This window comes from Agrobacterium tumefaciens (assembly GCF_017726655.1).
Classification (GTDB): Bacteria; Pseudomonadota; Alphaproteobacteria; order Rhizobiales; family Rhizobiaceae; genus Agrobacterium; species Agrobacterium tumefaciens_B.
In genome coordinates this window covers 643,572-668,487 of sequence record NZ_CP072309.1, presented here as the reverse complement: position 1 = coordinate 668,487, position 24,916 = coordinate 643,572, and the positions used below count along the sequence as shown (strand labels likewise).

23 protein-coding genes, 1 tRNA gene and 3 pseudogenes are annotated in these 24,916 nt (G+C 58.1%); 13 read left to right on the top strand and 14 right to left on the bottom strand.

What is annotated here, in order from left to right:
* Nucleotides 1-314 precede the first annotated feature (314 nt).
* From AT6N2_RS17200 to AT6N2_RS17160, 9 genes and pseudogenes are all read right to left on the bottom strand, one after another.
* Nucleotides 315-2,495: a prolyl oligopeptidase family serine peptidase gene (locus AT6N2_RS17200; RefSeq protein ID WP_209090379.1), complete on the bottom strand. Its 2,181-nt coding sequence runs from the start codon at nucleotides 2,493-2,495 to the stop codon at nucleotides 315-317.
* On the bottom strand, nucleotides 2,483-2,794 hold the full coding sequence (locus tag AT6N2_RS17195; protein WP_144578624.1) for a hypothetical protein: 312 nt from the start codon (nucleotides 2,792-2,794) through the stop codon (nucleotides 2,483-2,485). The genes AT6N2_RS17200 and AT6N2_RS17195 overlap by 13 nt, the downstream gene beginning before the upstream one ends.
* Nucleotides 2,795-3,136: 342 nt before the next feature.
* Nucleotides 3,137-3,466 (bottom strand): hypothetical protein, encoded by a 330-nt coding sequence (locus tag AT6N2_RS17190; protein WP_209090377.1) that lies wholly within the window; start codon nucleotides 3,464-3,466, stop codon nucleotides 3,137-3,139.
* A 40-nt stretch (nucleotides 3,467-3,506) separates the two neighbouring features.
* On the bottom strand, nucleotides 3,507-4,826 hold the full coding sequence (locus AT6N2_RS17185; protein WP_209090375.1) for a sensor histidine kinase: 1,320 nt from the start codon (nucleotides 4,824-4,826) through the stop codon (nucleotides 3,507-3,509).
* Nucleotides 4,823-5,497 carry a response regulator gene (locus AT6N2_RS17180; protein WP_209090373.1) on the bottom strand — a complete coding sequence of 225 codons (675 nt, stop codon included), beginning with the start codon at nucleotides 5,495-5,497 and terminating at the stop codon, nucleotides 4,823-4,825. Before AT6N2_RS17180 ends, AT6N2_RS17185 begins: the two co-directional genes overlap by 4 nt.
* Before the next feature lie 363 nt (nucleotides 5,498-5,860).
* Complete coding sequence (locus tag AT6N2_RS17175; protein WP_063947461.1) at nucleotides 5,861-6,295, bottom strand: hypothetical protein; 435 nt, start codon at nucleotides 6,293-6,295, stop codon at nucleotides 5,861-5,863.
* A gap of 10 nt (nucleotides 6,296-6,305) precedes the next feature.
* Nucleotides 6,306-7,022 (bottom strand): annotated as a pseudogene (locus AT6N2_RS17170) (SDR family NAD(P)-dependent oxidoreductase); the annotation flags it as partial.
* An 84-nt stretch (nucleotides 7,023-7,106) separates the two neighbouring features.
* Complete coding sequence (locus AT6N2_RS17165; RefSeq protein ID WP_209090371.1) at nucleotides 7,107-7,685, bottom strand: TetR/AcrR family transcriptional regulator; 579 nt, start codon at nucleotides 7,683-7,685, stop codon at nucleotides 7,107-7,109.
* Between the two features lie 433 nt (nucleotides 7,686-8,118).
* Nucleotides 8,119-8,373: pseudogene (locus tag AT6N2_RS17160) on the bottom strand (peroxiredoxin); the annotation flags it as partial.
* On the opposite strand from AT6N2_RS17160, the pseudogene AT6N2_RS24180 reads away from it, so the two are divergent.
* A pseudogene (locus AT6N2_RS24180) lies at nucleotides 8,365-8,454 on the top strand (alpha/beta hydrolase); the annotation flags it as partial. The pseudogenes AT6N2_RS17160 and AT6N2_RS24180 overlap by 9 nt on opposite strands.
* Nucleotides 8,455-8,878: 424 nt before the next feature.
* On the opposite strand, the gene AT6N2_RS17155 reads toward AT6N2_RS24180, so the two are convergent.
* Both AT6N2_RS17155 and AT6N2_RS17150 read right to left on the bottom strand, forming a co-directional pair.
* A tRNA-Ser gene (locus AT6N2_RS17155) sits at nucleotides 8,879-8,968 on the bottom strand.
* Nucleotides 8,969-9,541: 573 nt separating this feature from the next.
* Nucleotides 9,542-10,438 (bottom strand): LysR family transcriptional regulator, encoded by an 897-nt coding sequence (locus AT6N2_RS17150; RefSeq protein WP_063947056.1) that lies wholly within the window; start codon nucleotides 10,436-10,438, stop codon nucleotides 9,542-9,544.
* Between the two features lie 107 nt (nucleotides 10,439-10,545).
* Between AT6N2_RS17150 and AT6N2_RS17145 the strand changes: the two genes are divergently transcribed.
* From AT6N2_RS17145 to AT6N2_RS17125, 5 genes are all read left to right on the top strand, one after another.
* Nucleotides 10,546-11,628, top strand: a complete 1,083-nt coding sequence (locus AT6N2_RS17145; protein WP_063947057.1) for a 4-oxalomesaconate tautomerase — start codon at nucleotides 10,546-10,548, stop codon at nucleotides 11,626-11,628.
* A 45-nt stretch (nucleotides 11,629-11,673) separates the two neighbouring features.
* Nucleotides 11,674-12,675, top strand: coding sequence for an ABC transporter substrate-binding protein (locus tag AT6N2_RS17140; protein WP_063947058.1), 1,002 nt, complete (start codon nucleotides 11,674-11,676; stop codon nucleotides 12,673-12,675).
* A gap of 9 nt (nucleotides 12,676-12,684) precedes the next feature.
* Nucleotides 12,685-13,506, top strand: a complete 822-nt coding sequence (locus AT6N2_RS17135; RefSeq protein ID WP_209090369.1) for an ABC transporter ATP-binding protein — start codon at nucleotides 12,685-12,687, stop codon at nucleotides 13,504-13,506.
* The gene (locus tag AT6N2_RS17130; protein ID WP_063947060.1) at nucleotides 13,493-14,269 is read left to right on the top strand and encodes an ABC transporter permease; all 777 of its coding nucleotides are present in this window, start codon (nucleotides 13,493-13,495) and stop codon (nucleotides 14,267-14,269) included. The genes AT6N2_RS17135 and AT6N2_RS17130 overlap by 14 nt, the downstream gene beginning before the upstream one ends.
* 322 nt (nucleotides 14,270-14,591) lie before the next feature.
* Nucleotides 14,592-15,029, top strand: a complete 438-nt coding sequence (locus tag AT6N2_RS17125) for a hypothetical protein (RefSeq protein ID WP_209090367.1) — start codon at nucleotides 14,592-14,594, stop codon at nucleotides 15,027-15,029.
* A gap of 21 nt (nucleotides 15,030-15,050) precedes the next feature.
* On the opposite strand, the gene AT6N2_RS17120 is transcribed toward AT6N2_RS17125, so the two are convergent.
* On the bottom strand, nucleotides 15,051-15,467 hold the full coding sequence (locus tag AT6N2_RS17120) for a hypothetical protein (RefSeq protein ID WP_233282518.1): 417 nt from the start codon (nucleotides 15,465-15,467) through the stop codon (nucleotides 15,051-15,053).
* Between the two features lie 136 nt (nucleotides 15,468-15,603).
* Here AT6N2_RS17120 and AT6N2_RS17115 point away from each other — a divergent pair, with 136 nt between their 5' ends.
* Entirely contained in the window at nucleotides 15,604-16,179 is a 576-nt protein-coding gene (locus AT6N2_RS17115) for a DUF1349 domain-containing protein (RefSeq protein ID WP_063947245.1), read from the top strand.
* Nucleotides 16,180-16,194: 15 nt separating this feature from the next.
* Here AT6N2_RS17115 and AT6N2_RS17110 read toward each other — a convergent pair whose 3' ends face one another.
* Together AT6N2_RS17110 and AT6N2_RS17105 are read right to left on the bottom strand one after the other, a co-directional pair.
* Nucleotides 16,195-17,019, bottom strand: coding sequence for a hypothetical protein (locus tag AT6N2_RS17110; RefSeq protein WP_209090365.1), 825 nt, complete (start codon nucleotides 17,017-17,019; stop codon nucleotides 16,195-16,197).
* 514 nt (nucleotides 17,020-17,533) lie between these two features.
* Nucleotides 17,534-18,433 (bottom strand): LysR family transcriptional regulator, encoded by a 900-nt coding sequence (locus tag AT6N2_RS17105; RefSeq protein WP_063947063.1) that lies wholly within the window; start codon nucleotides 18,431-18,433, stop codon nucleotides 17,534-17,536.
* Between the two features lie 119 nt (nucleotides 18,434-18,552).
* On the opposite strand from AT6N2_RS17105, the gene AT6N2_RS17100 reads away from it, so the two are divergent.
* From AT6N2_RS17100 to AT6N2_RS17075, 6 genes are all read left to right on the top strand, one after another.
* Nucleotides 18,553-19,485: a ring-cleaving dioxygenase gene (locus tag AT6N2_RS17100; protein ID WP_063947246.1), complete on the top strand. Its 933-nt coding sequence runs from the start codon at nucleotides 18,553-18,555 to the stop codon at nucleotides 19,483-19,485.
* A gap of 140 nt (nucleotides 19,486-19,625) precedes the next feature.
* Entirely contained in the window at nucleotides 19,626-20,318 is a 693-nt protein-coding gene (locus tag AT6N2_RS17095) for a hydrolase (protein WP_063947064.1), read from the top strand.
* Between the two features lie 70 nt (nucleotides 20,319-20,388).
* A complete protein-coding gene (locus AT6N2_RS17090) occupies nucleotides 20,389-20,679 on the top strand; it encodes a XapX domain-containing protein (RefSeq protein ID WP_063947065.1) in 291 nt (96 codons plus the stop codon).
* Nucleotides 20,679-22,661, top strand: a complete 1,983-nt coding sequence (locus AT6N2_RS17085) for an amidohydrolase (protein ID WP_063947066.1) — start codon at nucleotides 20,679-20,681, stop codon at nucleotides 22,659-22,661. Before AT6N2_RS17090 ends, AT6N2_RS17085 begins: the two co-directional genes overlap by 1 nt.
* A 210-nt stretch (nucleotides 22,662-22,871) precedes the next feature.
* A complete protein-coding gene (locus tag AT6N2_RS17080) occupies nucleotides 22,872-23,312 on the top strand; it encodes a DoxX family protein (RefSeq protein WP_209090363.1) in 441 nt (146 codons plus the stop codon).
* Nucleotides 23,309-24,907 carry an MFS transporter gene (locus tag AT6N2_RS17075; protein ID WP_063947068.1) on the top strand — a complete coding sequence of 533 codons (1,599 nt, stop codon included), beginning with the start codon at nucleotides 23,309-23,311 and terminating at the stop codon, nucleotides 24,905-24,907. The genes AT6N2_RS17080 and AT6N2_RS17075 overlap by 4 nt, the downstream gene beginning before the upstream one ends.
* Nucleotides 24,908-24,916 lie beyond the last annotated feature (9 nt).

Sequence of the window (24,916 nt, the reverse complement as noted above, 5' to 3'; positions counted from 1 at the left end):
CAAGCGTGATTGCCTGGGGGCGCTTCGGGGCAAGAATCGGATAGCCAAAATCCCGTCCTTTGAAATTGCATGTCCGCAAGCGGCGGAAGCAGTTGAGGGCACGTAGACTTCGCACTTTTGATGCTAGCCGTATCGGACCCTCAGCGGACATTTGTCAGCCGCCGTGTTCCCGAAGCAAATGTCGAGGGACCGCAGATCTCTGATCAGCTTGCACAGGATGCAGGAAAGAACAACTACCTCGTGCTGCCGTAGCTGATTGCTCTACCCCGGGGCGTGGAAGCGCGGACACATCAATGCTGTCTTAGGGCCAGTCCTTACCTTCTTATTTCGAGACCCGTCCAATGAGCTGCAAACGCCAGCATGTCGGCTGCCTCCTCGATTACCTTGGTCGTCGGCTTGCCCATGCCGTGGCCCGCCCCGGTGTCGACCCGCAGTAGCCGTGGGCGCGGCCCGAGATCAAGGGCCTGCAGCGCGGCGATATATTTGAAGCTATGGGTCGGCACCACGCGATTATCTGCTTCACCCGTCGTTACCAGGATCGCCGGATAGTGCCTGCCCGGCTTGACGTTGTGATACGGCGAGTACGACAGCAGATTGCGGAAGTCCTCCTCGCGGGCAGGATTGCCGTATTCGCCGAGCCATAACGCGCCGCCGGTGAACCTGTCGAAGCGCAGCATATCCATGACGCCGACGCTTGGCAGAGCCGCCCCAAACAGGTCCGGACGCTGGTTGACGACCGCACCGACCATCAAGCCGCCGGCGGAATCGCCGTAGATCGCAATCCCATTTGGCGGCGCAATCTTGCTCGCGTGCAGATATTCGGCTGCGGCGATCATATCATCAAAGCCGTTTTGTTTCTTCAGGCCGCGTCCTGCCTCGTGCCACGTCGTGCCGTATTCGCCGCCGCCACGTATGTTGGGGAAAGCGACCGCGCCGCCCTGCAATATCCATGGCGTCAGCATCGCGGAATAAGCCGGTGGCATCATGAGCCCAAATGCGCCGTAGCCGGTCAGAAGGTTCGGGACCGGGCCGACCGTGTCCTTCCGGCGCGCGATGAACATCGGCACGCGCGTGCCATCCTTTGAATGGAAGAAGCGCTGTTCGACAGTGACCGACGCCAGATCCGCGCCGATCGCGGGCTCTACCCAGGCAACCAGCTGTCCGGTCTCGACGTCGTATTTGTAGACGGTCTCGGCCTGGTTGAAGCTCCCATAGAGGATGAAGGCTTCTCGATTGCCCGGTTCGCCAGAAACAGCGTGCACGCTACCCATGCCGGGCAGTTTCACAACACCGTCGGGACTTCCATCGAGCCGGAGCCGACGCATCTCGAATTTTACATCGACGAAATAGATCGCCAGTATGCGATCTCCAACGATGTATGCGCCGGTCAAGTGCGCGTCCTGCTCGGGCACGACGTCGATGAAGACGGGCTCCGAACTGGCGAGATCAACGCTGACGATCTTCGATCTCTCTGGTCCCTTGGTGGCCTTCAGCAGAAGTTTTGTCCCGACATTGCCGATGACAGACCACCGATCAGGCGAATTTTCAATCAAAGTCCGAGGTGATTGGTCCCTCTGGTCCAGGTCGACCACCGAGACATCTGCATGGACCAGGTCGTCGGTCGAATAGATGATCATGTAACGGCCGTCGGGGGTGAGCCCAGCGGAATTGACCCTCGCGGGTTTCGACGGCGTTGCGAAGAACAGCGTATCGTCCGCCTGGGGCGTACCGATCCGATGGAAGTAGATCGCATGGTTGATAAGGCCGGTGGTGTCCGAAACTTCGGGCTTTGGCTCCGGGTATCGCGAGTAATAAAATCCCGATCCGTCATTTGCCCATGCGATCTGCGTCATGCGAGCCCATTGCACAACGTCGCTCGTCTCCTTGCCGGTTGCCACATCGAGGACGCGGATGGTGCGCCAGTCGCTGCCACCGTCCTGAACGGCATAAGCTACGCGTTTCCCGTCCCGCGATGCTCTCCATTCCGCGAACGCGACGGTGCCATCCGTCGACCATGTCGCGGGATCAAGCAGAATGCGCTCTTGGCCGGCAGCATCACGCATGACCAGCAGGGGCTGGTTCTGGCCCCCGGCTCTCCGCGTAAAGAAATAGCGGCCCCCGCTCCTCTGCGGGATGCCGACGCGTTCATAGTCAAAGGTCGAGACGAGCGAACGGCGGAACACGTCGCGTGCAGGAAGGTGGGAAAGATGCTGCGTCGTGAAGCGCCGCTGCGTGTCGATCCAGGAAGCGACATCCGCGTCGGTGCGAGGCTCGCCCTCGAGCCACCGATAAGGATCAGGCACCGACACACCGAACTGCGTCTCGACGACCGTATCGCGCTTTGTCTGGGGATAAACGATCGGTTTGGCATCAGGATGCGGCGAAGGAACGCTCGCCTTGTCTTCTGCCGCCGAACCAGTTCTCTGCGTGCCCGCCATAACAGCGAGCGCGCAGATTGCTTTGCCGAAGCGTCGCCGGGAGATCAACGGCACCATTGTGGCCGCTCCCCGCGTTGGCGCGCCCGCTCTGCTTCACGGTTGCAGCGCATCCTGCGGACGGTCTCCACATTGTTGCGCGCAGCTTCGGCGTTGTTGCGCTGCTGCTCGGAAGCATTGAGTAAGGCATCGTCGCGGCGGCGCTGCTGTTCAATCATACATCTTGTGTATTCCCTGCCGTGAACCGCGCCGAAACTTTCGCAGGTTCTACTATCCTCCCGGTGCGCTTCGCGTCCCCAATCGATAGCGGATGCGGTGTCCGTGATCCCAGCGCTCAGAAGCGTGGCGAGTGCGATCAAGATAGCTCTATGCCGACTGCTCGGGCTGTGTCTTATCATGTCCTTGGTCTCCTTTCGGCGCCGTCATTGGCGACGGCGGTAGAAAAACAGGGCAAGATTGCGAGAACATGGGACCGGGAAATAAAATGCTTGCTGGAAAGCTTCCCACCGTACGATCCTGCAGCGATCAGCCGCACTGGCGGCCGAGCGTGGCTGTCGCGCGCTAAATGATCCAATTCCGAAACCTCTAAATCCAGGATCGTTGGGGTGGGCAGGAGGAATTAGACGCGCCAGAGAAGCTCATGTCAGCGCAAAGACATGCAAATCTGCCAGTGTTAAAGTGTCCGCAACCGGCTGAGGACTCTAGTCCTTGCCGCTTCGCCAGTAGTGGTCGATGATATGCTGGCCATTGTTGACGATCCGTTGCCCCAGCTCCGGATCACCGCCTTGCATCGTACGCGGATCGCCGCCGCAGAGGCGGATGAAGGCAACTTGCTGAACCGTGAACAGGAAATAGTCTTTGCTGGTTGGCTCGAATTGAAGACCCGACTGTTCGAGTCTTTTCGAAACTTCGGCCGCCGCCTCATCGATTGCTTTGAAAACGGTCTCCAGCATCGTTTGCTCTGCAGCTTCGCGGATTTCGAGAAATTCCCGTTGCTCGGGCGTTGGCAAGGTGCAAGTCTTCTCGTCCATAGGTTCTCCATAACGTCTGGTATGCAGCGTTGAAAATGTGTCACTGCAAGCCGAATTCGGCACGCATAATGGTTCCGCCGCCGGGCGCGCTCAGGATCGAAACTCTGCCATCGTGTCGCTCAATGATTTGCTGCACCAGGTTCAGGCCGAGGCCGCTTCCCGTCGACCGTGGTCTCAGGCGGTGGAAGGGTTCGAAGACGCGATCGCGCTCCTCAGGGGGTATGCCCGGACCGTCGTCCTGAACCTCGAAGCCGGAACCTGTCACGCGCAAAATGACATGGTGCCCGCCGTGCTCGATCGCGTTCTGGACAAGGTTCGTCATTACCCGCTCGATCGCACCCGCGTCACCACGAAGCACTGACGCGCCTTCGATCTGCACCTCTATCGTGCGCACCGAGGCAATAAATAGCGGTGCCAGATCCGCGGCGACGCGACGGGCGAGATCTCCTAGATCGACGCGTTCGTCGGCCCGTTCGGCATCCAAGCGCTGTATGTCAAGCATTTGCTCGGCAAGATTGCTCAGGCGTGCCACATCGGCGCTTAGCTTGCGTGTCGCTGGCTCGGTCGCCGTATCAATTTTCAAGCGCAGGATGGCGATGGGCGTGCGCAATTCGTGCGCGGCGGAGGCGATGAAACGCCGCTGCCGTTCATAGCCCTCGTCAAGCCGTCGAAGGGCGTCATTCACCGCGCGCACCAATGGCGCGATCTCACTCGGCACGTGCTCCTCGCTCAGGCGTCGCCCACGCCGGTTTGCATCGATCTGCTCAGCTTCCCTGGCGATCCTGGATACGCCTGCAAGTGCTTGCCGCACGATCCAGGGCGTCACGTACAGCGAGATCAGCGCGAGTGCGAGGAAGATGGGAATGACAATGACATTCGACGCGAGCAGAACGATAAGACTGACGCCTGTCAGCTTGCCATGTCCCAGGATCGTCAGCGTTCCTGCCGGAGCGATCTCGCGCCGGATGACTGCTGACAATCGATACGGGGGATTGCGATCGCGCAGATGCGCATAGGACAGATCCTTCAATTGGCCCAGAAGCGATGAATATTGCGAAGGGATGTCGCCGAACGTCACGTTCCCGCCGACATCGTCCTCGGCAACGAACCAGAGGTCGGGAGATTTATCACGAAGCTCGGCGAGCTCGGCTGTTTCGCGGATCGAGAGCCCACCACCCTGATCCCGGACGATTGCGCGCGCGATCACCGGGGTGATCGCCTCGTCGGTATAGAGCCCGCCGCTGTCCATGCGAAGCGCCAGAGCCATGAAGAATGTGCAAGCGATGAGCAGTGTCGCAAGCTGGAAGATCAGCGGCTTGACGATCAGGGGGCGCTTTAGCGACGGCTGACCTCGCTTCATGTCAGATCCTTCAACAGGTAGCCGACACCCTTGATCGCATGGATTTCGATCCCCGCGTTCGCTTCAGCGAGCTTGCGGCGGAGACGGGAGATGTGGGAGTCCAGCGTATTCGACTGCACCTCGTCGTCGAAACCGAAAACGGCCTGTTCCAAGGCCTCTCTCAATACCGTTCTACCACGACGTCTTACGAGCGAAGCTAAAACGCGCAACTCCCGGCGGGTAAGATCCAGCCTCACACCCCCGACGCTGGCCTCATCGTTCGTGACGTCGAAAACAAGCGCTCCGACATGGATTTCCTCGCTCGCAAGATCCGCGGGACGCCTTCGAACCGCGCGAATGCGGGCAAACATCTCGTCTACATCGAACGGCTTGATAAGATAATCATCAGCGCCGTTGTCGAGGCCGGCAATGCGGTCTGTCACCTCGCCGCGTGCGCTTAACACGATCACCGGAAGGCCGGGGTGGGTTTCCCGCAGTACTGGCAGGAGCGACAACCCATCCCCGTCCGGGAGAGTACGATCAAGCAAGACAAGATCATAGGATCCGGACATGGCTGCCTCCTGCGCCATCGAGATGCAGTCCGCCTGATCGACAACGAAGCGCTCTCGCTCAAGCGCAACCCGCAAGGCATTTGCGAATTCTGTTTCGTCTTCGACAATTAATACTCTCAACGATCAAACCTCGCATCGCCTTCGGTGAGGGGATTGGATTCTGCCAATTTCTGCCATGAACCGTTTGCCCTACCTTGTTCTTATTGGCGCAACATTGCAAAATCCTGGCGTGACGCAATTGATGATCGTGAACGACATCTTTGCACAGATTCCTCGGTGTTTTAGGTTTACGCCGTTAAGCAGTCCGCCGAGTTAGGTTCTCCTTAGAAGCGTCAATCCTGTGACGCGGTCCCCTGCGAGGATCCCTCTTTCTTAGGTAGGTAAGCCCCGGACCATGAGCGCCACGCCTGACAATTCAGCAAACAGCTTCGGCGATATCAGTGGCCGTGATTTGGATGCTCTGGCAAATTCACGTGTCCAAACTCACGGTCGCGTTGCAGACAGGTTCTTGTCCTGCGGCCACGTTCGCATTGCCTGGACAAGTTCCCGCTTGCGCTCCAGCGGCAGCCAATGTGCTCCAAGCAGGTTTACAATCGTCAGGTCCGTGTAGGCCGCGCACATCGGGTCGCCATAGCGATTGCCATTGATGGTGTTGATCTGGTCGTACTCGCCATTCAACAACATCACGGGCTTCAAGATCTGACCGCCGCTCGGCGCGCGGCGGGCATAGGCGATATTGGCCGCGTCGTTCAAATACCACGCACAGAGTGGGCGAAAGCCATCGGCGTCGAAGTCGGCCGGGGGCCAAAGCGCCGGATCGGGCTTCATCGGGTGCACCGCCGCTTTTGCCGATGGCTTGCCCTGCAACCGCCAAACGATGACGGCTGCGTTAAAAAAATGCGTGTCGAACTCGTCCACATGAGAAGGATTAAAGCACCCATCCTCCATCGATCGTCAGGCTTGACCCGGTCATGTAGGAAGATCCCGGACCGGCGAGATATGACACAAGTTCGGCGATCTCTGCGGGATCGGCGACTCTTTTCAACGGACTGCGGTCGGTGAGAAATTCGATCGACCCGGTGTTCATATCCGTATTCGTCGGTCCGGGCTGAACGTTGTTGACGGTGATCCGTCTCGGAGCGAGATCGAGCGCCAGTCCCTTTACCATGGCCGCGACCGCGGCCTTCGTGAACTGATAGACGCTGCTGCCCTGAAAGCCAGTTCTCTCAGCCGTATTGGAACCGATCGTGACCACTCGGCCGCCATCCTTCATCTGTGCAACCGCGGCTTGGATCGCAAGGAAGACACCGCGGATGTTGACGTCGATCATGAGGTCGAGTTCTTCGAGAGCAGCCGCGTCCACCGTATTGATGCGCAGGATGCCGGCGTTCACAACGACGACATCAAGTGGGCCGAGTTCATCCACCGCGGTGCGGACGGCCTCGCTGATCGCGTCGGGATTAGCACTGTCAGCTTGAATTGCGATGACCTTGCGTCCTGGCGCCTGGATCGACGAAGCCAGCTCGGAGGCACTGTCGGCTCGCGACACGTAGGTGAACGCAACGTCGAAGCCGTCCTTGGCTAACCTACGTACAGACGCCGCGCCAATGCCGCGCGCGCCGCCGAATACAAGTGCGGTCTTTCGTTAATTTATCGTCATGTTTATCTCCATTTTTGACAGATTAGTCCATAATTAGAAAAGCAAAATCCCGCCCTGTGGGGCAGGCTTTTAGTTCTTGAGCCGCTCCGTCGCGAAGCGGGCCATCGCTTTGAGGTGCGTGCTCGATGCTCCGCCGCGTGCTGCAACTTGGAGACCGTTCATCGTCATCAGCACGAATGCTGCGGCCTCGCCTGGATCGAGTTTCGGGGCTATACTTCCCTGTTGCTGCCCTTCCCGAATTCTCGCCGTGATTTCTCGGGAAAGCAGCTCGCCAAAGACATTTCTGCGTTCATTGAGCTCGGCATCCGTCACGCCAAACTCGCCAACCGATCCAACGCCCATGCATCCAAGCGCTCGCTCTTCATCTTCTTCGGCGACAAGACCTGACAGCAAGTTCTTGATTCCTTCTATCGGGTTACCGGCGGACAGCCGCTTGAGATGTGCGGAGGTCGTTCTCTGCTGGTACGCATCCAGCGCCTCAAGATATAGCTTTCGCTTGTCGCCAAACGCGCCGTAGAGACTCTGGCGGCCTATTCCCATCGCTTCTCGCAGATCATCCGTGGACGTCGCCGCGAAACCTTTCGCCCAGAACACCCTCAACGCTTTTTCGAGTGCCGCATCGCGGTCGAATTCTCTCGGTCTTGCCATGCAAGCGATCCATCAATTATGGACAGGTCAGTCAATAAAATTTAGAACCCGCGGTAGAGACGCCGGGGCCTGCGGTTGCAGGAACTTGAGTTCGAAGGCGTCGATAATCATCAAGCGGGTTCGACGGGACACTGCAAATTAACACGGCGATCAATAGCTACGCGGATAGGCGCCAGCGACTCCGATCCTTCAATAATTGAGCGACCAAAACGTCTCTGCCGACAAGCGCTTCCAACCGCTCGCTATAAGAGCCATGCAAGAGTGAGGTGGAACGGCCAGCAGACCGTTCCTTACTATCGTTCAGCCCTTGGTCATCACGCCGACAAGCCCGGCGAGAGCCGAAGATTCACTCGATGTCGGGTCATAAACGCATGGGGCTGCAAATAGCGACGCGCTCGTGAGCAGAACGAAGAGAAACCGCATGTCGATGCTCCTAGATCACGCGGAGTTCGACATTGATATTCCCCCGCGTCGCCTTCGAAAAGGAGCAGATCTGACGTGGGTCATGGATGATAGCTCGCGCGGTTTCCCGGTCCATGCCCGGCAGGCTGACTTCCAGACGGGCCTGAAGGAAGAATTCGCCCTCTGTCGTTCCGAGATCCACTTCTGCATCGACGGTGGTGTCCGCGGGAAGACGCAACTGCCGCTTTGCAGCAGCTCGGGTCATGGCGCCGATAAACAGATTGCTGCAAGCCACGCCGTTTTCGCCTCTCAGCCGGAGAAGGTCGCCAACGTCATAGATGAGGCTGCAAAGTCTCTCTCGCGATAGAGCGTTTCAACCGTTGATTTCACAGACGGCCGCGTTTGAAAAAGCGCGGCCATTCTCATGTCCGGCTTTGTTCGCGCAGATCAAACTGCCGGCTGATACCGACCCCTCCGGAAAGACACGGTCATGGCCGACGGCGATCATTGAGCCGTCGTAGGCTCTCGGGCCGGCCTCTACGATCTCTTGATGATATTCGAACCCAAGAACCCCGGCAGACTAATCCAAATCCAATTGCTTTCCTTCGTCAAATTGGAGATTTATTTTCTTATTAGTCGTTCTTTTTCCGTAATACGACTCGGGACTTTGCTATTTTGTCAGGCAGTTGAATGCCGAACGTGCGATGGACTGAAGGTTGATAATGCCTTTGGACGGCATCAACGCCCGTCGCCCAAAAATTCTAACATTTTAATAATGGATCAGTGCATTATGGCGGAGAGGGTGGGATTCGAACCCACGATACCCTTGCAGGTATGCCGCATTTCGAGTGCGGTGCATTCGACCACTCTGCCACCTCTCCGCATGCGCGAACGCTTGCGTTGCGCGCTCCTCATAAACATCAATGGCGGGGCTGACAAGGGGAATTTCGTCTTTGTGTCACAATTTGTTGCTTATGACTGAGGCGAGGAAATTGAAAGTCATCGTTAGGCATTTTGAGGCGACTAACGCGGTTGAGCTAGCCTTGGGTCATCCCGTTCTTAGCCGTTTCAGAGCTACTGAAGTTGAGGCAAGAGCTTCACATTTGCGTCGTCCAGCGTCTTCCCACCGAATTGCTGCTGTCCATCACCTTGATCGCCAAGCTATAGTTCGTTGAACGAGAGAGCAGCGATGCGTTTACCGCCGGAAGCTGTTCGGCGGTTCATGACGGAATTTTAACGGGAGCGGCGTCGCCCTCTCGGCGATATCAGCGTCCGTGTTTTGCCTGATAGGGACGGGGAGTTAGGGGCTGCCGGCTTTGCCGCCTGCCGATATCGTGTTTTTCTCCAGGGCGGGGACACCGGCACATGCATCGGCGATCAAGGCGTCGGTCGCGGCGGTATCGGGCGTCGGTGCCCAGTCAGATTAGTATGGTTTCCGTCCGGATATCTGCTCATCACTGCGTTTTCCAGGTTTCCAGCAGCATCGTTACGAATTTTTCGGCGGCGGGCGAAAGGGCACCGCTTCGTCTTTGGACGATACCGATCGTGCGCGAGACTACTGGGTTGACGATCGGTCGCGTGATCAAAAAAGGGTGATCGTCCTGTGGCGTTGCCAGTCGCGGCAGGACCGAAATCCCGAGCCCGGCTTCGACGAGCCCGAGCGACGTGTTCAGGTGCGTGACTTCGTAGAACCAGTTCAGCTTTAGATTGTGTCTCGCAAGGGCTCCGTCGAGCAGCGTCCTGTTGCCGCTGGAGCGGTCGACGACGACCAGCGGGTGAGGCTCGAGTTGGCTCCACTCAATGGTCTCAAAAGCCGCCAACGGATGATCTTTCCGCATCGCAAGGACGAAAGGATCATCGATCAGCGGTTCGAATGATAGCTCCGGGTCGGAGTTGCCCATCAGGTTGATGCCAAATTCCACCTCGCCTCTTGCGACCGCCTGAAGGCCCTCATTCGCCGTCAAGTCTCTGATCCGCAGCCTGATATGCGGATATTGCTGGCTGAACGTCTTGATAACCGTTGGCAAAAAATAGAAGGCGGCCGTAGGAACGCAGGCCATGGTGATAAGGCCGCGCCGTTGCGCACCATCCTTCATCGCAAAAAGCGATCCGTCAAATTCCTCGAGCATACGCCGAACGAGCGGCATGACTTCCTGTCCCATGGCAGTGGGGGCTACATGTCGGGTCGTACGTTCCAGAAGCGGTGCCCCGATTGCCTGCTCAAGTTTTTGAATGCGGCGCGTCAGCGCCGGCTGCGAAATATGCAAGGCGTCGGCCGCCCGGTGAAAGCTTTCGAGCTCAACCACCGCTTGAAAAGCCCGTAAATCGAGAATTTCGCAATTAATGCTCATTTTGCAATAATACCTCCGAACATTGCATTTAACAGATTACACTTCTTTCCCCATATTGCAACAACTCGGCGCATTGATCCGCCTAACGCAATACTGAGGCTACCCTTATGAACGATCTGCTCAAGATACCCTGTGTGCTGATGCGCGGCGGAACATCGCGTGGACCGTTCTTTCTCGCTTCCGATCTGCCCCGTGATCAAGCTCAACGGGACGCGGCCCTGCTCTCCATCATGGGTTCAGGCCACCCCCTGCAGATCGACGGCATTGGCGGTGGAAATCCGGTAACGTCGAAAGTGGCCATCATCGGTCCCTCCACGGTCAAAGGCGCCGATATTGATTATCTTTTTGCGCAGGTTCGCACCGATCGGCAATATGTCGATTACTCGCCAAATTGCGGAAACATGCTGGCAGCTGTCGGCCCCTTCGCAATCGAGGCGGGACTTGTCGAGGCCAAGGGCAACGACACGCTGGTGCGCATTCACAACGTGAACACCGGTAAGCTGATCGAGGCGAAAGTCCCGACGCGCGGCCGCGAGGTGATTTATCTCGGTGACGCTTCGATCGATGGCGTACCGGGGCTTGCCGCGCCGATCGCGCTGACCTTCATGGATGCTGCCGGTGCGAAAACCGGTAAGTTGCTGCCGACGGGCAATGCTGTCGACATGATCGACGGCGTGGCGGTGACGGCAATCGATTGCGCCATTCCGATGGTGCTTATGCGCGCCGCCGATCTTGGCGTCACCGGTTATGAGCAACCACAGGCACTTACCGACAACCGCGATCTTATCGAGCGGATGAGCCGCATTCGTGTCGAAGCCGGTAAGCTGATGGGCATGGGCGACGTGACGGACATGGTGATTCCAAAGCCGGTGCTGATCGCGCCTGCGCGCAAAGGCGGCACGCTTTCGGTCCGATATTTCATGCCGAATGATTGCCATCCCGCGCTTGCGACGACAGGCGCTGTCGGCATCGCGACCGCCGCGGTGACGCCAGGGTCTGTTGCCTATGATGTGGCTGGAGGACTGTCCGTGCCCGCACTCGTCCGTATCGAACATCCGGCCGGCCGGCTCGATGTTCAGCTGGAAATGCGCAATGGCACAATAACGGCTGGCCTCGTCAGAACCGCCCGCAGACTTTTTGAAGGCTTTGCCTTTGCCAAACCCATCGCTGCAATTGAAGACGCAGCTTAAATACAGCCATATTGAGACAAAACATGAAACAGGGAGGAGACCCTCATGCGTAAATTTTTGCTTGCAACAGCAGCGCTCTGTGCGCTGGCAGCATCTGCCAATGCCGAATCCGTCAGGATGAGCGTAGGTTCCTATAACCTCAATAACCTGCCTTTCCCGGTGGCGGCGAGCCTCGGCTTCTACAAGGAAGAGGGGCTGGATGTCACCACCGAGAACTTCGCCCAGGGCGGCTCCAAGGTGCTTCAGGCACTCGTGGCCGGCTCCACCGACGTCGCCGTCGGGTTCTATGACCATACGATCCAGATGCAGTCGCAGAACAAGCACGTTGTTGGCTTCGTGCAGCTGGCGCGCAATTCCGGTCTGGTTCTCGCCGGTAAGAACGACACCGATTTCGACCCGGCCAAGCCTGAAACGATCAAGGGCAAGAAAGTGGGCATCACTTCGCCCGGTTCTTCGTCGGACTTCTTCATTCGCTACTACATGAAGCAGCACAATCTCAGCGACAACGATATCTCCATCATCGGTGTCGGCTCGGGCGCTGCGGCCGTGGCGGCACTGCAGCAGGGCAAGATTGATCTGCTCGTCAACTACGACCCTGCCGCGACCATCGTTGTGGAGCGCGGACTTGGCAAGATCCTCATCGATGCCCGCAGCGATCAGGGCGCGAAGGACGTCTATGGCGGCATCTATCCAACGTCGGTCCTCTACGCGACACAAGAATATATCGATGCCAATCCCGAGGTGATCCAAAAGGTCACCAACGCGACGGTTCGCGCGCTGCACTGGATGAAGCAGCATTCGGCGGAAGAAATCGTCGCGAAGCTCCCCGATGATTTCGTGTCCGGCGACAAGCAGACCTACATCAAGGCCGTCGAAGCGGCGAAAGCGATCTTCTCCGAAGACGGAAAGTTCGAGCCTGCCGACCTCGAAACGCCGCTTGCGGTTCTGAAAAGCTTCAACGACGCGGTTGCCAAGGCGACCATCGATCTCAACACCACCTACACCAACAAGTTCGTCGAGGCCGCGGCTTCGAAGGGCGGAAACTGAGGATCTGCGATGTCTTCGCCAGCGAGAAAGCTAGAGCCCGTGCCGGAACTCAAACCCCAGCCAATGGTCGCAATCGATGACGTGACGATGGCATTTGGTGCCTTCGTTGCCGTCCAGAATGTCAATCTCAAGGTTGGCGATGGGGAGTTTCTCTCCATCGTCGGTCCAACGGGTTGCGGAAAATCCACCATCCTCAACGCCATCGCCGGCCTGCTGAAGCCCGCACAGGGCAAGGTTTCTATCGATGGCGCCGCCGTTCAGGGCGTGCAGAATAATATCGGCTACCTGTTCCAGCAGGATGCCCTTCTTCCCTGGAAGACGGCATATCAGAACGTGGAACTGGGGCTGCTATTCCGGGGCGTCGCCGAAGAGGAACGTCGCGCCAAGGTAACGGCCTGGCTCGAAAAGGTTGGACTGAAAGGTTTTGGCGACCGTTTCCCGCACCAGCTCTCAGGCGGCCAGCGCAAACGCGTGCAGATGGCGCAGGCGCTGATCACCGAGCCAAAGGTTATCCTCATGGATGAGCCCTTCTCGGCCCTGGACATTCACACGCGCCACCTGATGCAGAACGAATTGCTGCGGCTCTGGCAGGAAGACCGGCGCGCGGTGGTGATGATCACCCACGATCTGGAAGAGGCAATTGCTCTCGGCGATCGCGTCGTCGTCCTCGCCGCCGGCCCGAAGAGCCGCGTTATCGAGAGTTTCCCCGTCGATCTCGAACGGCCCCGCAACGTCGCCGAAATCAAACTCGATCCTAAATTCATGACGCTCTACCGCGATATCTGGGCGTCCCTGCGTGGCGAAGTGGAGAAAAGCTATGCAAGCCGTTAATGTTCGTATCATCCAGGTTGTTCTCCTGGTCGTTCTCTTGGGCGGATGGCAGCTCGGTGTTTCGTCAGGCGCCATCGATCGCTTCTTCTTCCCGGCGCCCTATGATATCGTCAAACAGGTCATCGCCTGGGTCGCCGACACAGGGTTTTATAAACACGTCGGCATCACGCTCAGCGAGACGGTGCTTGGCTATGTCATCGGCACCGGTCTCGGCGTCGGTGCTGGCGTCTGGCTCGGCCTCAGCCCCTTCGTCGCCCGTGTGCTTGATCCGTTCATCAAGGCCGTGAACGCTATTCCCCGTGTCGTTCTAGCCCCGATCTTCGTGCTCTGGCTCGGGCTTGGCCTTTGGTCGAAAGTTGCCCTTGCCGTCACGCTGGTTTTCTTCGTCACCTTCTTCAACGCCATGCAGGGTGTGCGCGAAGTGAACCCGGTCGTGCTTTCGAATACGCGTATTCTGGGTGCCAAGCGCTCGGATCTGCTGCGCCACGTCTATTTCCCGGCAGCGGCCAGCTGGATCCTGTCATCGCTTCGCACATCCGTCGGCTTTGCGGTGGTTGGCGCGATCATCGGTGAATATCTCGGCGCATCCGCCGGCCTCGGCTACCTGATTGCCCGCTCGGAAGGCAACTTCGATGCCGTCGGCGTCTTCGCCGGCATCATCATCCTCGCGGTCTTCGTTCTCATCATCGACCTCATTCTCGATGTGGCAGAGAAGAAGTTGATTACGTGGAGACCGAATGCGGGGGAGGAGCGGCCCGCCTGATCGGACCGGACCGGACCAGGATAAAGATGCTTCAATTAAGGGGGGGCGGTCTTTGACCGGCTCCTTTTTTATGCGGGTTTCGCCGGCTGATAGGAAGTCTTCGGATCAACCGGATTGAAGATCGGGCGAGTGTTGAACATCTTTTCGGAAAGGCTTCCCTCGGTTTCCGCCTCGCGGTAGAACCAAGTCTTAAGCCAAGGCCGTGCGTCTTTCTTTTCTGTCTCACACCCATTTTCGCCGTAAATCGTCGGGCATCCACCCTCATGGCAAATCGTATAACTTATGAAGCGAGACCAGATTTACCGGATGTCCGGATGTCCGGATGTCCAATGGCCTTGCCGCGGTCTTCATCGACGTCCTTGTTCTCGCGGGGTCGTCTCTGGCTCAGACGGTTCGGGAGCAGGCGCTGACGGCCTGGATAGCCTCGAGAGATCAAACGATTCTCGGTATAGGCGCGGCGGGCTTCGATATCGCTCAAATCCCATGGAGTATCGCTGATTATGCCGCGGATCGGACGTTCTTTTTCCGCATGATCAAGGCGGCGAAATCGAAGACGGGGTGGGAAAAGCTTGACTATCTGCCAAATGAACAATTGCTGATGCCTTGCCTGCACTGCTTTCAGACATTGCTGGCCGCATTCACACCGGAAGATATTCCCGCCAACGAGACGATTTCATCGTTCACCGTCGACTTCGAACGCTGCCAGAAACACGGCATCATCAAGCACGCCAATGGATGCGTTCTCTGCAATCGGCAATGACTGGACGATCTAACCGCGCCATCACCCTTGGCGAAGGTGATGCGGCACGATGACATAACGACCGCCGTGGTCTAGCTGATCCGGATCGACGAGGGCCTTTTCGTTCGTACCCGAGCCACCGGCGAGAACGAATGAATACGGGTCCGCCGTGTCGTCGTCCGGCAACAGCATCGCTGTCTTTGTGAATGCAGCGATCAAGGAGCCGCCTTTCAAAAGGCTGGGTGGCGCCAGACGTTGGTCGAGATAGACCGATATCGTCTGCGAGAAGTCCGACCCGTCACCTTCGTGGATTATGCACAGCACCGCCTTACCCTGTGCCTGCGAAATATCATACACCACTTCGATAGCGTTCGTATCTACATGAAGCACCGCGGCGAGTGCGTCTTTGATGAGGGAAGCGGCGAGAGGTCGTTCGGTCGCTGCATTCATCCAGATCATGCTTGATCTCCAAAAGGGCCTTGTCAAACCGGCAGTTTGATCCGCGCGCTGTAAAATAACGCATATATCTGTCCGCTGGTAAGGACCTTACAGGTCACATATAACGTCCGTCCCTTCGAATGAGAATAGGATGCCCATGTTCAAGAGTTGTGTCTGGCACAATGAACCGCAGCAATGGTCGCTTGACGATCATGCCCTCAACGTTACGACCAACAAGGGCTCTGATTTCTGGCGCGAGACCTATTACGGTTTCACGCGCGACAGCGGCCATTTCTTCGGCATGCAATGTCAGGGCGATTTTACGGCGTCGTTGCGGATAGAGGCGCGTTATGAGGAACTCTATGATCAGGCGGGCATCATGGTTCGCATTGATGAGCGGCACTGGATCAAAGCGGGTATCGAGCTGTCGGACGGTGCCGCCTGCATCGGCAATGTCCTGACGCTTGGTCGTTCCGACTGGTCGACCACGACCTATGCCGGGGACCCATCCGATCTCTATCTCCGCGTCACTGTTGCTGACGGCGTGCTGCGTATCCAGACATCCGCGGACGGGCTCCGGTGGCCGCTTCTGAAACTTTGCCCCTTCCCGAAAGCGCAGTCCTATCAGGTCGGCCCCATGTGTTGCACACCGGAACGCGAGGGGCTTGAGGTCCAATTTTCTGAGTTCCGTGTCGAGCCTCCACTCGGCAAGGCCCTTCATGACCTCACCTGAGCGACGTTGCAACGCTCAGACGTTGAGGTAGGCCAGGATGGTCGCAGCAACGTCTGCCGACGTCTGCCTCTCGCTGGAAGCCATCGGTGATGCGGAAGCACCCGATGTGGTGGGCTGGGCCGCTGATGTCTGCGCCGCCGTCGAGATGAAGGAGGCGATATCCTGCACCGAACTGTTCGTGGTTTTGGCGCTGTTCAGCGCGGAAACCCGCGCGGTCGTCATGCCTCCGACCTGGCCCGGTGTGAAGGCTGACGCTTGAGATGCCTTCAGGGCTGCGAGCGTGCCGGTGCTCAAGCCGGAGACGGCACTCGAACTCAAGCTGATGATCTGCTCTTTGGAAAACGCCATGAGATCGTCTCCGTCAAGCGCCGCTGCGTGCACGGCGTTGAGCGCACTGATCTGAGGCAGCGATAATGCGCCGAGCCCCGCGACCTGTGACGAGGTGAGCGCCTTGATCTGGTCGGTCGACATCGCATCAATCTGGCTGGCATAAAGTGCCATTACCTGAGAAGAGGACAGGTTGCTGACCTGAGTGGTGCTAAGTTTTGCGATCTGGGTGAGTGTCAGTCCCTTGAACGCGCTTGCCGAAATGGCCCGGATGCCTTCGGAGCTGAAAAGAGCAAGATTGTCCGTGCTCAAAGAGGCGATCTGAGACGCTGAAAGGGCTTTGATCTTGGTGCTATCAAGGGCTTGCACGTCTGCTGAGCTCAGGCTCGCAATTGTCGATGTGGATAGCTTTGAAATCTGCGCAGCAGACAAAGATGAGAGAATAGACGTCATGAACGTGTCCTTTACCGGATGGCGACTGGTCACGCCTATCTGCCGCCAGACATTGCCCACGACGGCAATCGTCCGGCACCCGCAAATAAAGCGAAGTTAGGGAGAACATGGCTCATGCGAACCTGTGCTGGAAAGGCATCATGCAATTCGAGCCGGAAATGTGGCCCGGATTTTCCACGCTAGTTTGTGCGAATGCCGCTCAATAATTTTCGCCGCTCATTATTCCCGCGGCAACAGTTTCATATCAGCTTAATATTTAAGTCCCAGTTAATATTTAAATGGAAGCGAGTTATTCTTAAGATAGCGTATATATTGAGTTCGTCTACGCGTATGATATATGTAAGGTTGTGCGGATATAGCAAGAATGTTATTTAATGTTATTTATAAATAATATGAGATAAGAATAATATATTGATGTTGGTGCGAACTAAATTGCGTATCGCCTTTTTAACGCGTCGAACAGTGCTGTGGTTGACAGCTCCGGCTAATGGATGCGCCACCTCAAAGCGCGCCCGGCACGCTTCGAGCGTTCCAGGAGGCGCGTTCCTACGGAAAAGCAGGCTGTTCCTGGGTGTTAACCCAGCGTCACCATGTGGGACGGCAATTGCTCTTCGAAAAATTTCGAGAATGTTGCAATGCGGGGCGGCAGGGCCTGATAGGGCGGATAATAAAGGGTCAGCCAGAGTTCCGGCGGCGTCCAGCCGGGCAGCACATGGACGAGGCGGCCACTGTGGATATGCTGTGCGATGTTGAAGCCCGGCAGCAAGGCGACACCTGCGCCATCCGCGGCCATGTCGGCCAGGACTTCGCCGCTATTGGCGCTGAAGGCACGACCCGCCGTGATCGTAATGCTCGATCCACCGTCCGACAGAACCCAGTTCTCCCGCCGACTCTCCCCACTATAGGCAAGGCAATCGTCCGGCGTCAGTTCGGCCGGATGCCTCATCTGTTCGAACCGGCTTCCCGGGGCCGCCACCAGGATGCGCGGCACCGCCCTGATCTTGCGCCAGATGGTGAATTTGTCCGATGGGGCGGACGAGATACGGATCGCCAGATCGTAGTCATCGTCCACAATGTTGACGAGGCCATCCGACAGCGAGATTTCAAAACACATTTTTGGATAGAGTTCCCGGAAACCCGACAGGATCGGCGGCAGCACCGTCTTGCCGAGCCATGTAGGCGCGCTGATCCGCAGGCGTCCTTCGTCGGCCTTGTGGGCGTTGCGAACATCGCGCCGGGCATTCTCCAAAGCCTCGACCGCGGGCTGGATTTGTGCGGCGAAGATGGCGCCGTCCGTCGTGAGAGATACCTGACGGGTGGTGCGGACGAATAATTGTACGCCAAGATCATCTTCAAGCGCTGCAATCGCGCGTGTGACGGCCGCTGCTGTCATGCCCAGCTCACGGGCGACCTGCGCAAAGTTGCGTTTTTCGGCCGCCATCAGGAAGGTTTTCAGTGCCTTATAATCGTTCATCGCCATTATTTCAAAAATCGCAATTCATTCGACAGAAATATTGCAATTCCGCGATGCAATCAAGTGGGTTACATCTCTCTCCATCGAAACAAACACAGCGACCACGAAAGGCGCCGATGATGATCAAGGATATCAAGGGCCTGCACCACGTTACCTCGATGGCGTCGGATGCGCGGCAGAACAACAGCTTTTTCACCGATACGCTCGGCCTGCGCAGGGTCAAGAAAACCGTCAACTTCGATGAGCCGAGCGTCTATCACCTTTATTACGGTGACGAAACGGGAACCCCCGGCACGGTGATGACCTACTTTCCCTTCGCCAACATGATGGCCGGCCGTCCGGGCGTTGGCGAAGTGGGCGAGACCCAGTTTTCCGTTCCCAAGGGTTCGCTCGGCTTCTGGAAAGATCGACTGATTGCCAAGGGCACTGCCGGCCTCCAGGCTGACACGGTCTTCGGTGCGCAGCGTCTGCGCTTCACTGGTCCGGATGGCGACGGCCTCGCGCTGATCGAGACGGACAATGATGCCCGCGCTCCATGGCTTGCCGAGGGCATCTCTGAAGACCACGCCATACGCGGCTTCACCGGCGCAAGGTTTAATCTCAACGACACGGCCGCAACCGAGGAACTGCTTCGCTTCATGGGATATGAGCGCGCCGATGCAGAAGGCGATGTGACGCGCTTTGTCATTCCCGGCGGCAACGGGGCCGATACGATCGATCTTGCAGCTCTGCCGAAGACGCCGTTTGCGCGGCCCGGTGCCGGTTCAGTCCACCACATCGCTTTTGCGGTCGAAAACCGTGAAAAGCAGCTGGAGGTGCGCAAGGCGCTGATGGATACGGGCTATCACGTAACCCCAGTCATAGACCGCGACTACTTCTGGGCGATCTACTTCCGCACACCGGGCGGCATCCTGTTCGAAATCGCTACGAATGAACCGGGTTTCGACCGCGACGAGGATACCGCGCATCTGGGCGAAGCGCTGAAGCTGCCGACCCAGTACGAGCCTTTCCGCAACCAGATCGAGGCGAACCTCACGCCTCTTGCGGCATAAAGCGGGTCTCTGATCCGCCTCCACTGACCAACTTGGCTCCAAGTTTTTGAAGCGTCTGCCCCTGCCGGGCAGTCGACCGGCGAAGCCCTGTCAATTTCACCGCCGTCGATCGGCAATCACCACCTGAACGGAGAACCACCATGTCCAAACTCGAAGTCCTTACTCCCGCCAACAGCCAGCTCATCTTCATCGACCAGCAGCCACAAATGGCTTTCGGCGTGCAGTCGATCGATCGCCAGACCCTGAAGAACAATGTCGTAGGTCTCGCCAAGGCGGCAAAAATCTTCAACATCCCGACGACAATCACCACGGTGGAAACGGAAAGCTTCTCCGGCAACACGTTCCCTGAACTACTGGCTGTCTACCCGGAGAACGACATCCTTGAGCGCACCTCCATGAACTCCTGGGACGACCAGAACGTCCGCGATGCGCTGGCGAAGAATGCCGCCAATGGCCGCAAGAAGATCGTCGTCTCCGGTCTTTGGACGGAAGTGTGCAACACGACCTTTGCGCTCTCGGCCCTGCATGATGTTCCAGATTATGAGATCTACATGGTCGCCGATGCTTCCGGCGGCACTTCGTCCGACGCCCACAAATATGCGATGGACCGCATGGTTCAGGCCGGTGTCATTCCCGTCACTTGGCAGCAGGTGCTGCTCGAATGGCAGCGCGACTGGGCACACAAGGAAACCTACGACGCCGTGACGTCGCTGGTGAAGGAACATTCCGGCGCGTACGGCATGGGCATCGATTATGCCGTCACCCATGTCCATGGCGGTGCAGAGCGTGTCAAACACGGCAAGCGCATCGGCCCGAACCCGGCCAAGAAATAAGCTTTCAACCGACCGCGCCGGCAGGATCATCATCCAGCCGGTGCGGCTTCAACCTGTCGAGGAGGTTTCCATGAAAGTCTATCTTCTGTCACTTGGCGCCGGCCTGTTGGTCGGCATTGTTTACAGCTTGCTCAACGTGCGCTCCCCCGCGCCGCCCGTCATCGCGCTCGTCGGTCTGCTCGGCATTCTGGTTGGAGAGCAGATCATACCTTTCGCGAAGACGATTGTCGGCAAAGAACCGTCTGCAGTCTCCTGGATCAACCAGATCAAACCGCATATGTTCGGCCATATGCCCAGAGGTGGCGCTGAAGCATCCGACCTTGCCGAAGTCAAACAGACCATCAACCGGGAGAAAAGCTGATGCCGACACGACGCACTTTCCTCGGCGCGGCATCCAGTCTCGCCTTTTCGAATCTGTTTTCACCGGCTAAGGCCGCTGATCCCATCAAGAGCGGAGCTTCGTCCATGCATCCAGATACCATCCTTCACAATGGCCGCGTCACGACACTTGATCGTGGCAATCCGAATGCAACGGCAGTCGCGATCAAGGATGGCCTGTTTCTCGAGGTGGGAAGCGATGCCGAGGTCATGGCCCTTGCCGGGCCGGAAACGCAGATCATCGATCTCAAGGGCAAGCGCGTGCTGCCCGGTCTGATCGACAACCACACTCACGTCGTGCGTGGGGGGCTGAACTTCAATATGGAACTGCGCTGGGACGGCGTGCGCTCGCTTGCAGATGCCATGGACATGCTGAAACGCCAGGTCGCGATAACGCCAGCTCCGCAATGGGTGCGCGTCGTTGGCGGTTTTACCGAGCACCAATTCGTCGAAAAGCGTCTGCCGACCATCGAAGAGATCAATGCGGTGGCGCCGGATACGCCGGTGTTCCTTCTGCATCTCTATGACCGGGCGCTGCTGAACGGTGCCGCCCTTCGCGCTGTTGGCTACACCAGGGATACGCCGAACCCGCCCGGCGGCGAGATCACCCGCGATGCCAACGGCAATCCCACAGGCCTGCTGCTCGCCAAGCCGAATGCCGGCATTCTCTATTCGACGCTTGCCAAAGGGCCGAAGCTGCCGCTCGACTATCAGGTCAATTCCACCCGCCATTTCATGCGCGAGCTGAACCGGCTGGGTGTGACCGGCGTGATCGACGCCGGCGGCGGCTTCCAGAACTATCCTGATGATTACGAGGTAATCCAGAAGCTGTCGGATGAGAACCAGATGACAGTTCGGCTGGCCTACAACCTCTTCACGCAGAAGCCGAAACAGGAAAAGGAAGACTTCCTCAACTGGACGCAGTCGGTCAAATACAAGCAGGGCAACGATTATTTCCGGCATAATGGTGCGGGTGAAATGCTCGTCTTTTCCGCGGCCGATTTCGAGGATTTTCGTCAGCCGCGGCCCGATATGCCGCCGGAGATGGAAGGCGAGCTTGAAGATGTTGTCCGGATACTCGCGGAAAACCGCTGGCCCTGGCGTCTGCATGCCACCTATGACGAGACCATTTCGCGGGCGCTGGATGTCTTTGAAAAGGTCAATCGTGATATCCCGCTCGCAGGGCTTAACTGGTTCTTCGACCATGCTGAAACCATCTCCGATCGCTCCATCGACCGTATTTCTGCGCTTGGCGGCGGCATCGCCACCCAGCACCGCATGGCCTATCAGGGCGAATATTTCGTCGAGCGTTATGGCCAGGGGGTAGCTGAAGCCACACCACCGATCCGGCGCATGCTCGACAAGGGTGTGAACGTTTCGGCCGGAACGGACGCAACGCGGGTCGCCTCCTATAATCCGTGGGTGTCGCTGTTCTGGATGGTAACCGGCAAGACAGTCGGCGGCATGCAGCTTTATCCGCGCGCCAATTGTCTCGACCGCGAAACGGCGCTGCGCATGTGGACGGAAAACGTCACCTGGTTCTCCAACGAAGAAGGCAAGAAGGGGCGCATCGAGAAGGGCCAGTTCGCCGATCTCGTGGTGCCGGACAAGGACTTCTTCTCCTGCGCGGAAGACGAAATCTCCTTCCTCACCTCGGAACTGACCATGGTGGGTGGCAAGATCGTCTATGGCGCCGGCGACTTCAAGGCACTGGACGAAAGCAATATTCCGCCGGCCATGCCCGATTGGTCGCCAGTGCGCAAGTTCGGCGGCTATGCAGCCTGGGGTGAACCGGATGGCGCGGGCGCCCGCTCGCTGCGCCGCACGGCCATCTCCACCTGCGGCTGCGCCAGCGATTGCGGTGTCCATGGTCATGACCATGCCGGTGCCTGGACATCGAAACTGCCGATTGCCGATCTCAAAGGTTTCTTCGGTGCCTTGGGCTGCTCCTGCTGGGCAGTATAAGCCTGATCCACAAAGGAAACCCACTCATGGGCGGCACATGTGCCGCCCATGGGAAAAGACTAATAGCCAAACAAAGAGAATATTTCAGAATACGCAATTATATCGAAACTATTGATGCAATTGTTGTCGATAATCCATTGCGCTAATATCGCTCCATCAGATGAACGCAAACGCCGCTCGAACCGACCGGCCAGATCGCAGGAGCACTTTATGACCGAGCCATCTTCAACCCTTCGCCTTCGGAGCTTCCTTGCGGATATCGTTGCCGCACCCGCCACAATAACCCTTGCGCTTCTTGCGCTTTGCTCGGCCTATATTCAGGGGCCGCTGACGAAGATTTTCGACTTTCCGGGGGCGATTGCCGAGATGAACCATTTTGGGCTCCAGCCGGCATTCGCATTCGCCGTCGTCGTCATCCTGTTCGAACTCACTGCCTCCGCTCTGGTCGTGTCGGGCTTCCTGCGCTGGGCCGGAGCCTTGGCACTCGCAGGCTTCACTCTTCTCGCCACCTTCATCGCTCTCCGCTTCTGGGAAATGGCGCCCGGCATGGATCGCATGATGGCCACCAATGCTTTCTTTGAACATCTTGGCCTTGCTGGCGCCTTCATCATTGTCGCTGCAATCGATCTCACGAAAGGAACCGGCAAATGAGCGCCGCAAAATCCTCGGCGAGCAGTTTTGCTCCGCTTGCGCAACCCGTCTTCGCGGTCCTCTGGGCCGCCACGGTACTCGGCAATACCGGCAGCTTTATGCGCGATGTCGCCAGTTCCTGGCTGATGACCGATCTATCTGCCTCTCCGGCTGCCGTCGCCATGGTGCAGGCAGCCGGAACCCTGCCGATCTTTCTTCTGGCGATCCCGGCCGGCGTGCTGACCGATATTCTCGACCGCCGCAAGTTCCTGATCGCAGTTCAGCTGTTGCTGGCCTCCGTCAGCGTCACCCTTATGGTCCTTGCGCACACCGGCCTGTTATCCGTCAGCGCCCTGATCGGTCTCACCTTCCTCGGCGGTATCGGTGCCGCCCTGATGGGGCCGACCTGGCAGGCCATCGTGCCGGAACTGGTGAAGCGCGAGGATATCAAGAGCGCCGTGGCTCTGAACTCGCTCGGCATCAATATCGCCCGTTCTATCGGTCCGGCTGCCGGCGGCATCCTGCTTGCGGCCTTCGGCGCGGCCTTTACCTATGGCGCCGATGTCGCCAGTTACTTTGTCGTCATCGCCGCCCTTCTGTGGTGGCCGCGGGTAAAGAACGCTGATGATGCCCTGGCCGAAGGTTTCCTCGGCGCATTCCGGGCCGGCCTTCGGTACACCCGTGCCAGCAAGCCATTGCATGTCGTGCTGCTGCGGGCGGCGATCTTCTTTGCTTTTGCCAGCGCCGTCTGGGCGCTGCTTCCCCTTGTTGCCCGGCAATTGCTCGGCGGAGACGCGAGCTTTTATGGCATCCTGCTCGGTGCTGTCGGCGCTGGCGCCATCGGCGGCGCGCTGGTCATGCCGAAGCTGCGCGAACGTTTCGATGCAGATGCCCTGCTTCTCGGTGCTGCCGTCATTACCGCCCTGGTCATGGCCGCGCTTTCACTCGCTCCGCCAAAGTGGCTTGCGATCATCGTCCTGCTGTTCCTCGGCGGCGCATGGATCACGGCCCTGACGACGCTGAATGGGGCAGCCCAGTCAGTTCTGCCGAACTGGGTGCGTGGCCGTGGCCTTGCTGTCTATCTGACCGTCTTCAATGGCGCAATGACAGCCGGTAGCCTTGGCTGGGGTACTGTTGGTGAAGCCACGGGCGTGCCGGGAGCATTGCTGATCGGCGCTGCGGGACTGCTGGTTGCGGGCCTTATCATGCACCGCCTCAAACTGCCTGCGGGCGATGCGGATATGGTGCCTTCCAACCACTGGCCGGAACCGCTCGTCGCCGAGCCGGTGGCCCATGATCGCGGCCCGGTTCTGATCCTGATCGAATATAATGTTGAAAAGCATCACCGCTCCGCTTTCCTGCATGCACTCGACGAACTCTCCCAGGAACGTCGCCGCGATGGCGCCTATGGGTGGGGTGTGACGGAAGACTCCGCCGATCCACAGAAGATCGTCGAATGGTTCATGGTGGAATCCTGGGCGGAACATCTTCGCCAGCACAAGCGGGTCTCCAATGCCGACGCAGATTTGCAGGGCAAGGTGCTGGCTTATCATTCCGGGCTGGAAAAACCTGTCGTGCGCCACTTCCTGACGATCAACCGTCCGGGCAAGGCGTAAGCAGAAGGG

Bases quoted from the DNA above. Each gene is read 5' to 3' on its own strand.
- AT6N2_RS17200 (WP_209090379.1), bottom strand. From the start codon at position 2,495: ATGGTGCCGTTGATCTCCCGGCGACGCTTCGGCAAAGCAATCTGCGCG.
- AT6N2_RS17190 (WP_209090377.1), bottom strand. From the start codon at position 3,466: ATGGACGAGAAGACTTGCACCTTGCCAACGCCCGAGCAACGGGAATTT.
- AT6N2_RS17185 (WP_209090375.1), bottom strand. From the start codon at position 4,826: ATGAAGCGAGGTCAGCCGTCGCTAAAGCGCCCCCTGATCGTCAAGCCG.
- AT6N2_RS17165 (WP_209090371.1), bottom strand. From the start codon at position 7,685: ATGGCAAGACCGAGAGAATTCGACCGCGATGCGGCACTCGAAAAAGCG.
- AT6N2_RS17150 (WP_063947056.1), bottom strand. From the start codon at position 10,438: ATGAGCATTAATTGCGAAATTCTCGATTTACGGGCTTTTCAAGCGGTG.
- AT6N2_RS17145 (WP_063947057.1), top strand. From the start codon at position 10,546: ATGAACGATCTGCTCAAGATACCCTGTGTGCTGATGCGCGGCGGAACA.
- AT6N2_RS17140 (WP_063947058.1), top strand. From the start codon at position 11,674: ATGCGTAAATTTTTGCTTGCAACAGCAGCGCTCTGTGCGCTGGCAGCA.
- AT6N2_RS17135 (WP_209090369.1), top strand. From the start codon at position 12,685: ATGTCTTCGCCAGCGAGAAAGCTAGAGCCCGTGCCGGAACTCAAACCC.
- AT6N2_RS17130 (WP_063947060.1), top strand. From the start codon at position 13,493: ATGCAAGCCGTTAATGTTCGTATCATCCAGGTTGTTCTCCTGGTCGTT.
- AT6N2_RS17125 (WP_209090367.1), top strand. From the start codon at position 14,592: ATGTCCAATGGCCTTGCCGCGGTCTTCATCGACGTCCTTGTTCTCGCG.
- AT6N2_RS17120 (WP_233282518.1), bottom strand. From the start codon at position 15,467: ATGATCTGGATGAATGCAGCGACCGAACGACCTCTCGCCGCTTCCCTC.
- AT6N2_RS17115 (WP_063947245.1), top strand. From the start codon at position 15,604: ATGTTCAAGAGTTGTGTCTGGCACAATGAACCGCAGCAATGGTCGCTT.
- AT6N2_RS17105 (WP_063947063.1), bottom strand. From the start codon at position 18,433: ATGAACGATTATAAGGCACTGAAAACCTTCCTGATGGCGGCCGAAAAA.
- AT6N2_RS17100 (WP_063947246.1), top strand. From the start codon at position 18,553: ATGATCAAGGATATCAAGGGCCTGCACCACGTTACCTCGATGGCGTCG.
- AT6N2_RS17095 (WP_063947064.1), top strand. From the start codon at position 19,626: ATGTCCAAACTCGAAGTCCTTACTCCCGCCAACAGCCAGCTCATCTTC.
- AT6N2_RS17090 (WP_063947065.1), top strand. From the start codon at position 20,389: ATGAAAGTCTATCTTCTGTCACTTGGCGCCGGCCTGTTGGTCGGCATT.
- AT6N2_RS17085 (WP_063947066.1), top strand. From the start codon at position 20,679: ATGCCGACACGACGCACTTTCCTCGGCGCGGCATCCAGTCTCGCCTTT.
- AT6N2_RS17080 (WP_209090363.1), top strand. From the start codon at position 22,872: ATGACCGAGCCATCTTCAACCCTTCGCCTTCGGAGCTTCCTTGCGGAT.
- AT6N2_RS17075 (WP_063947068.1), top strand. From the start codon at position 23,309: ATGAGCGCCGCAAAATCCTCGGCGAGCAGTTTTGCTCCGCTTGCGCAA.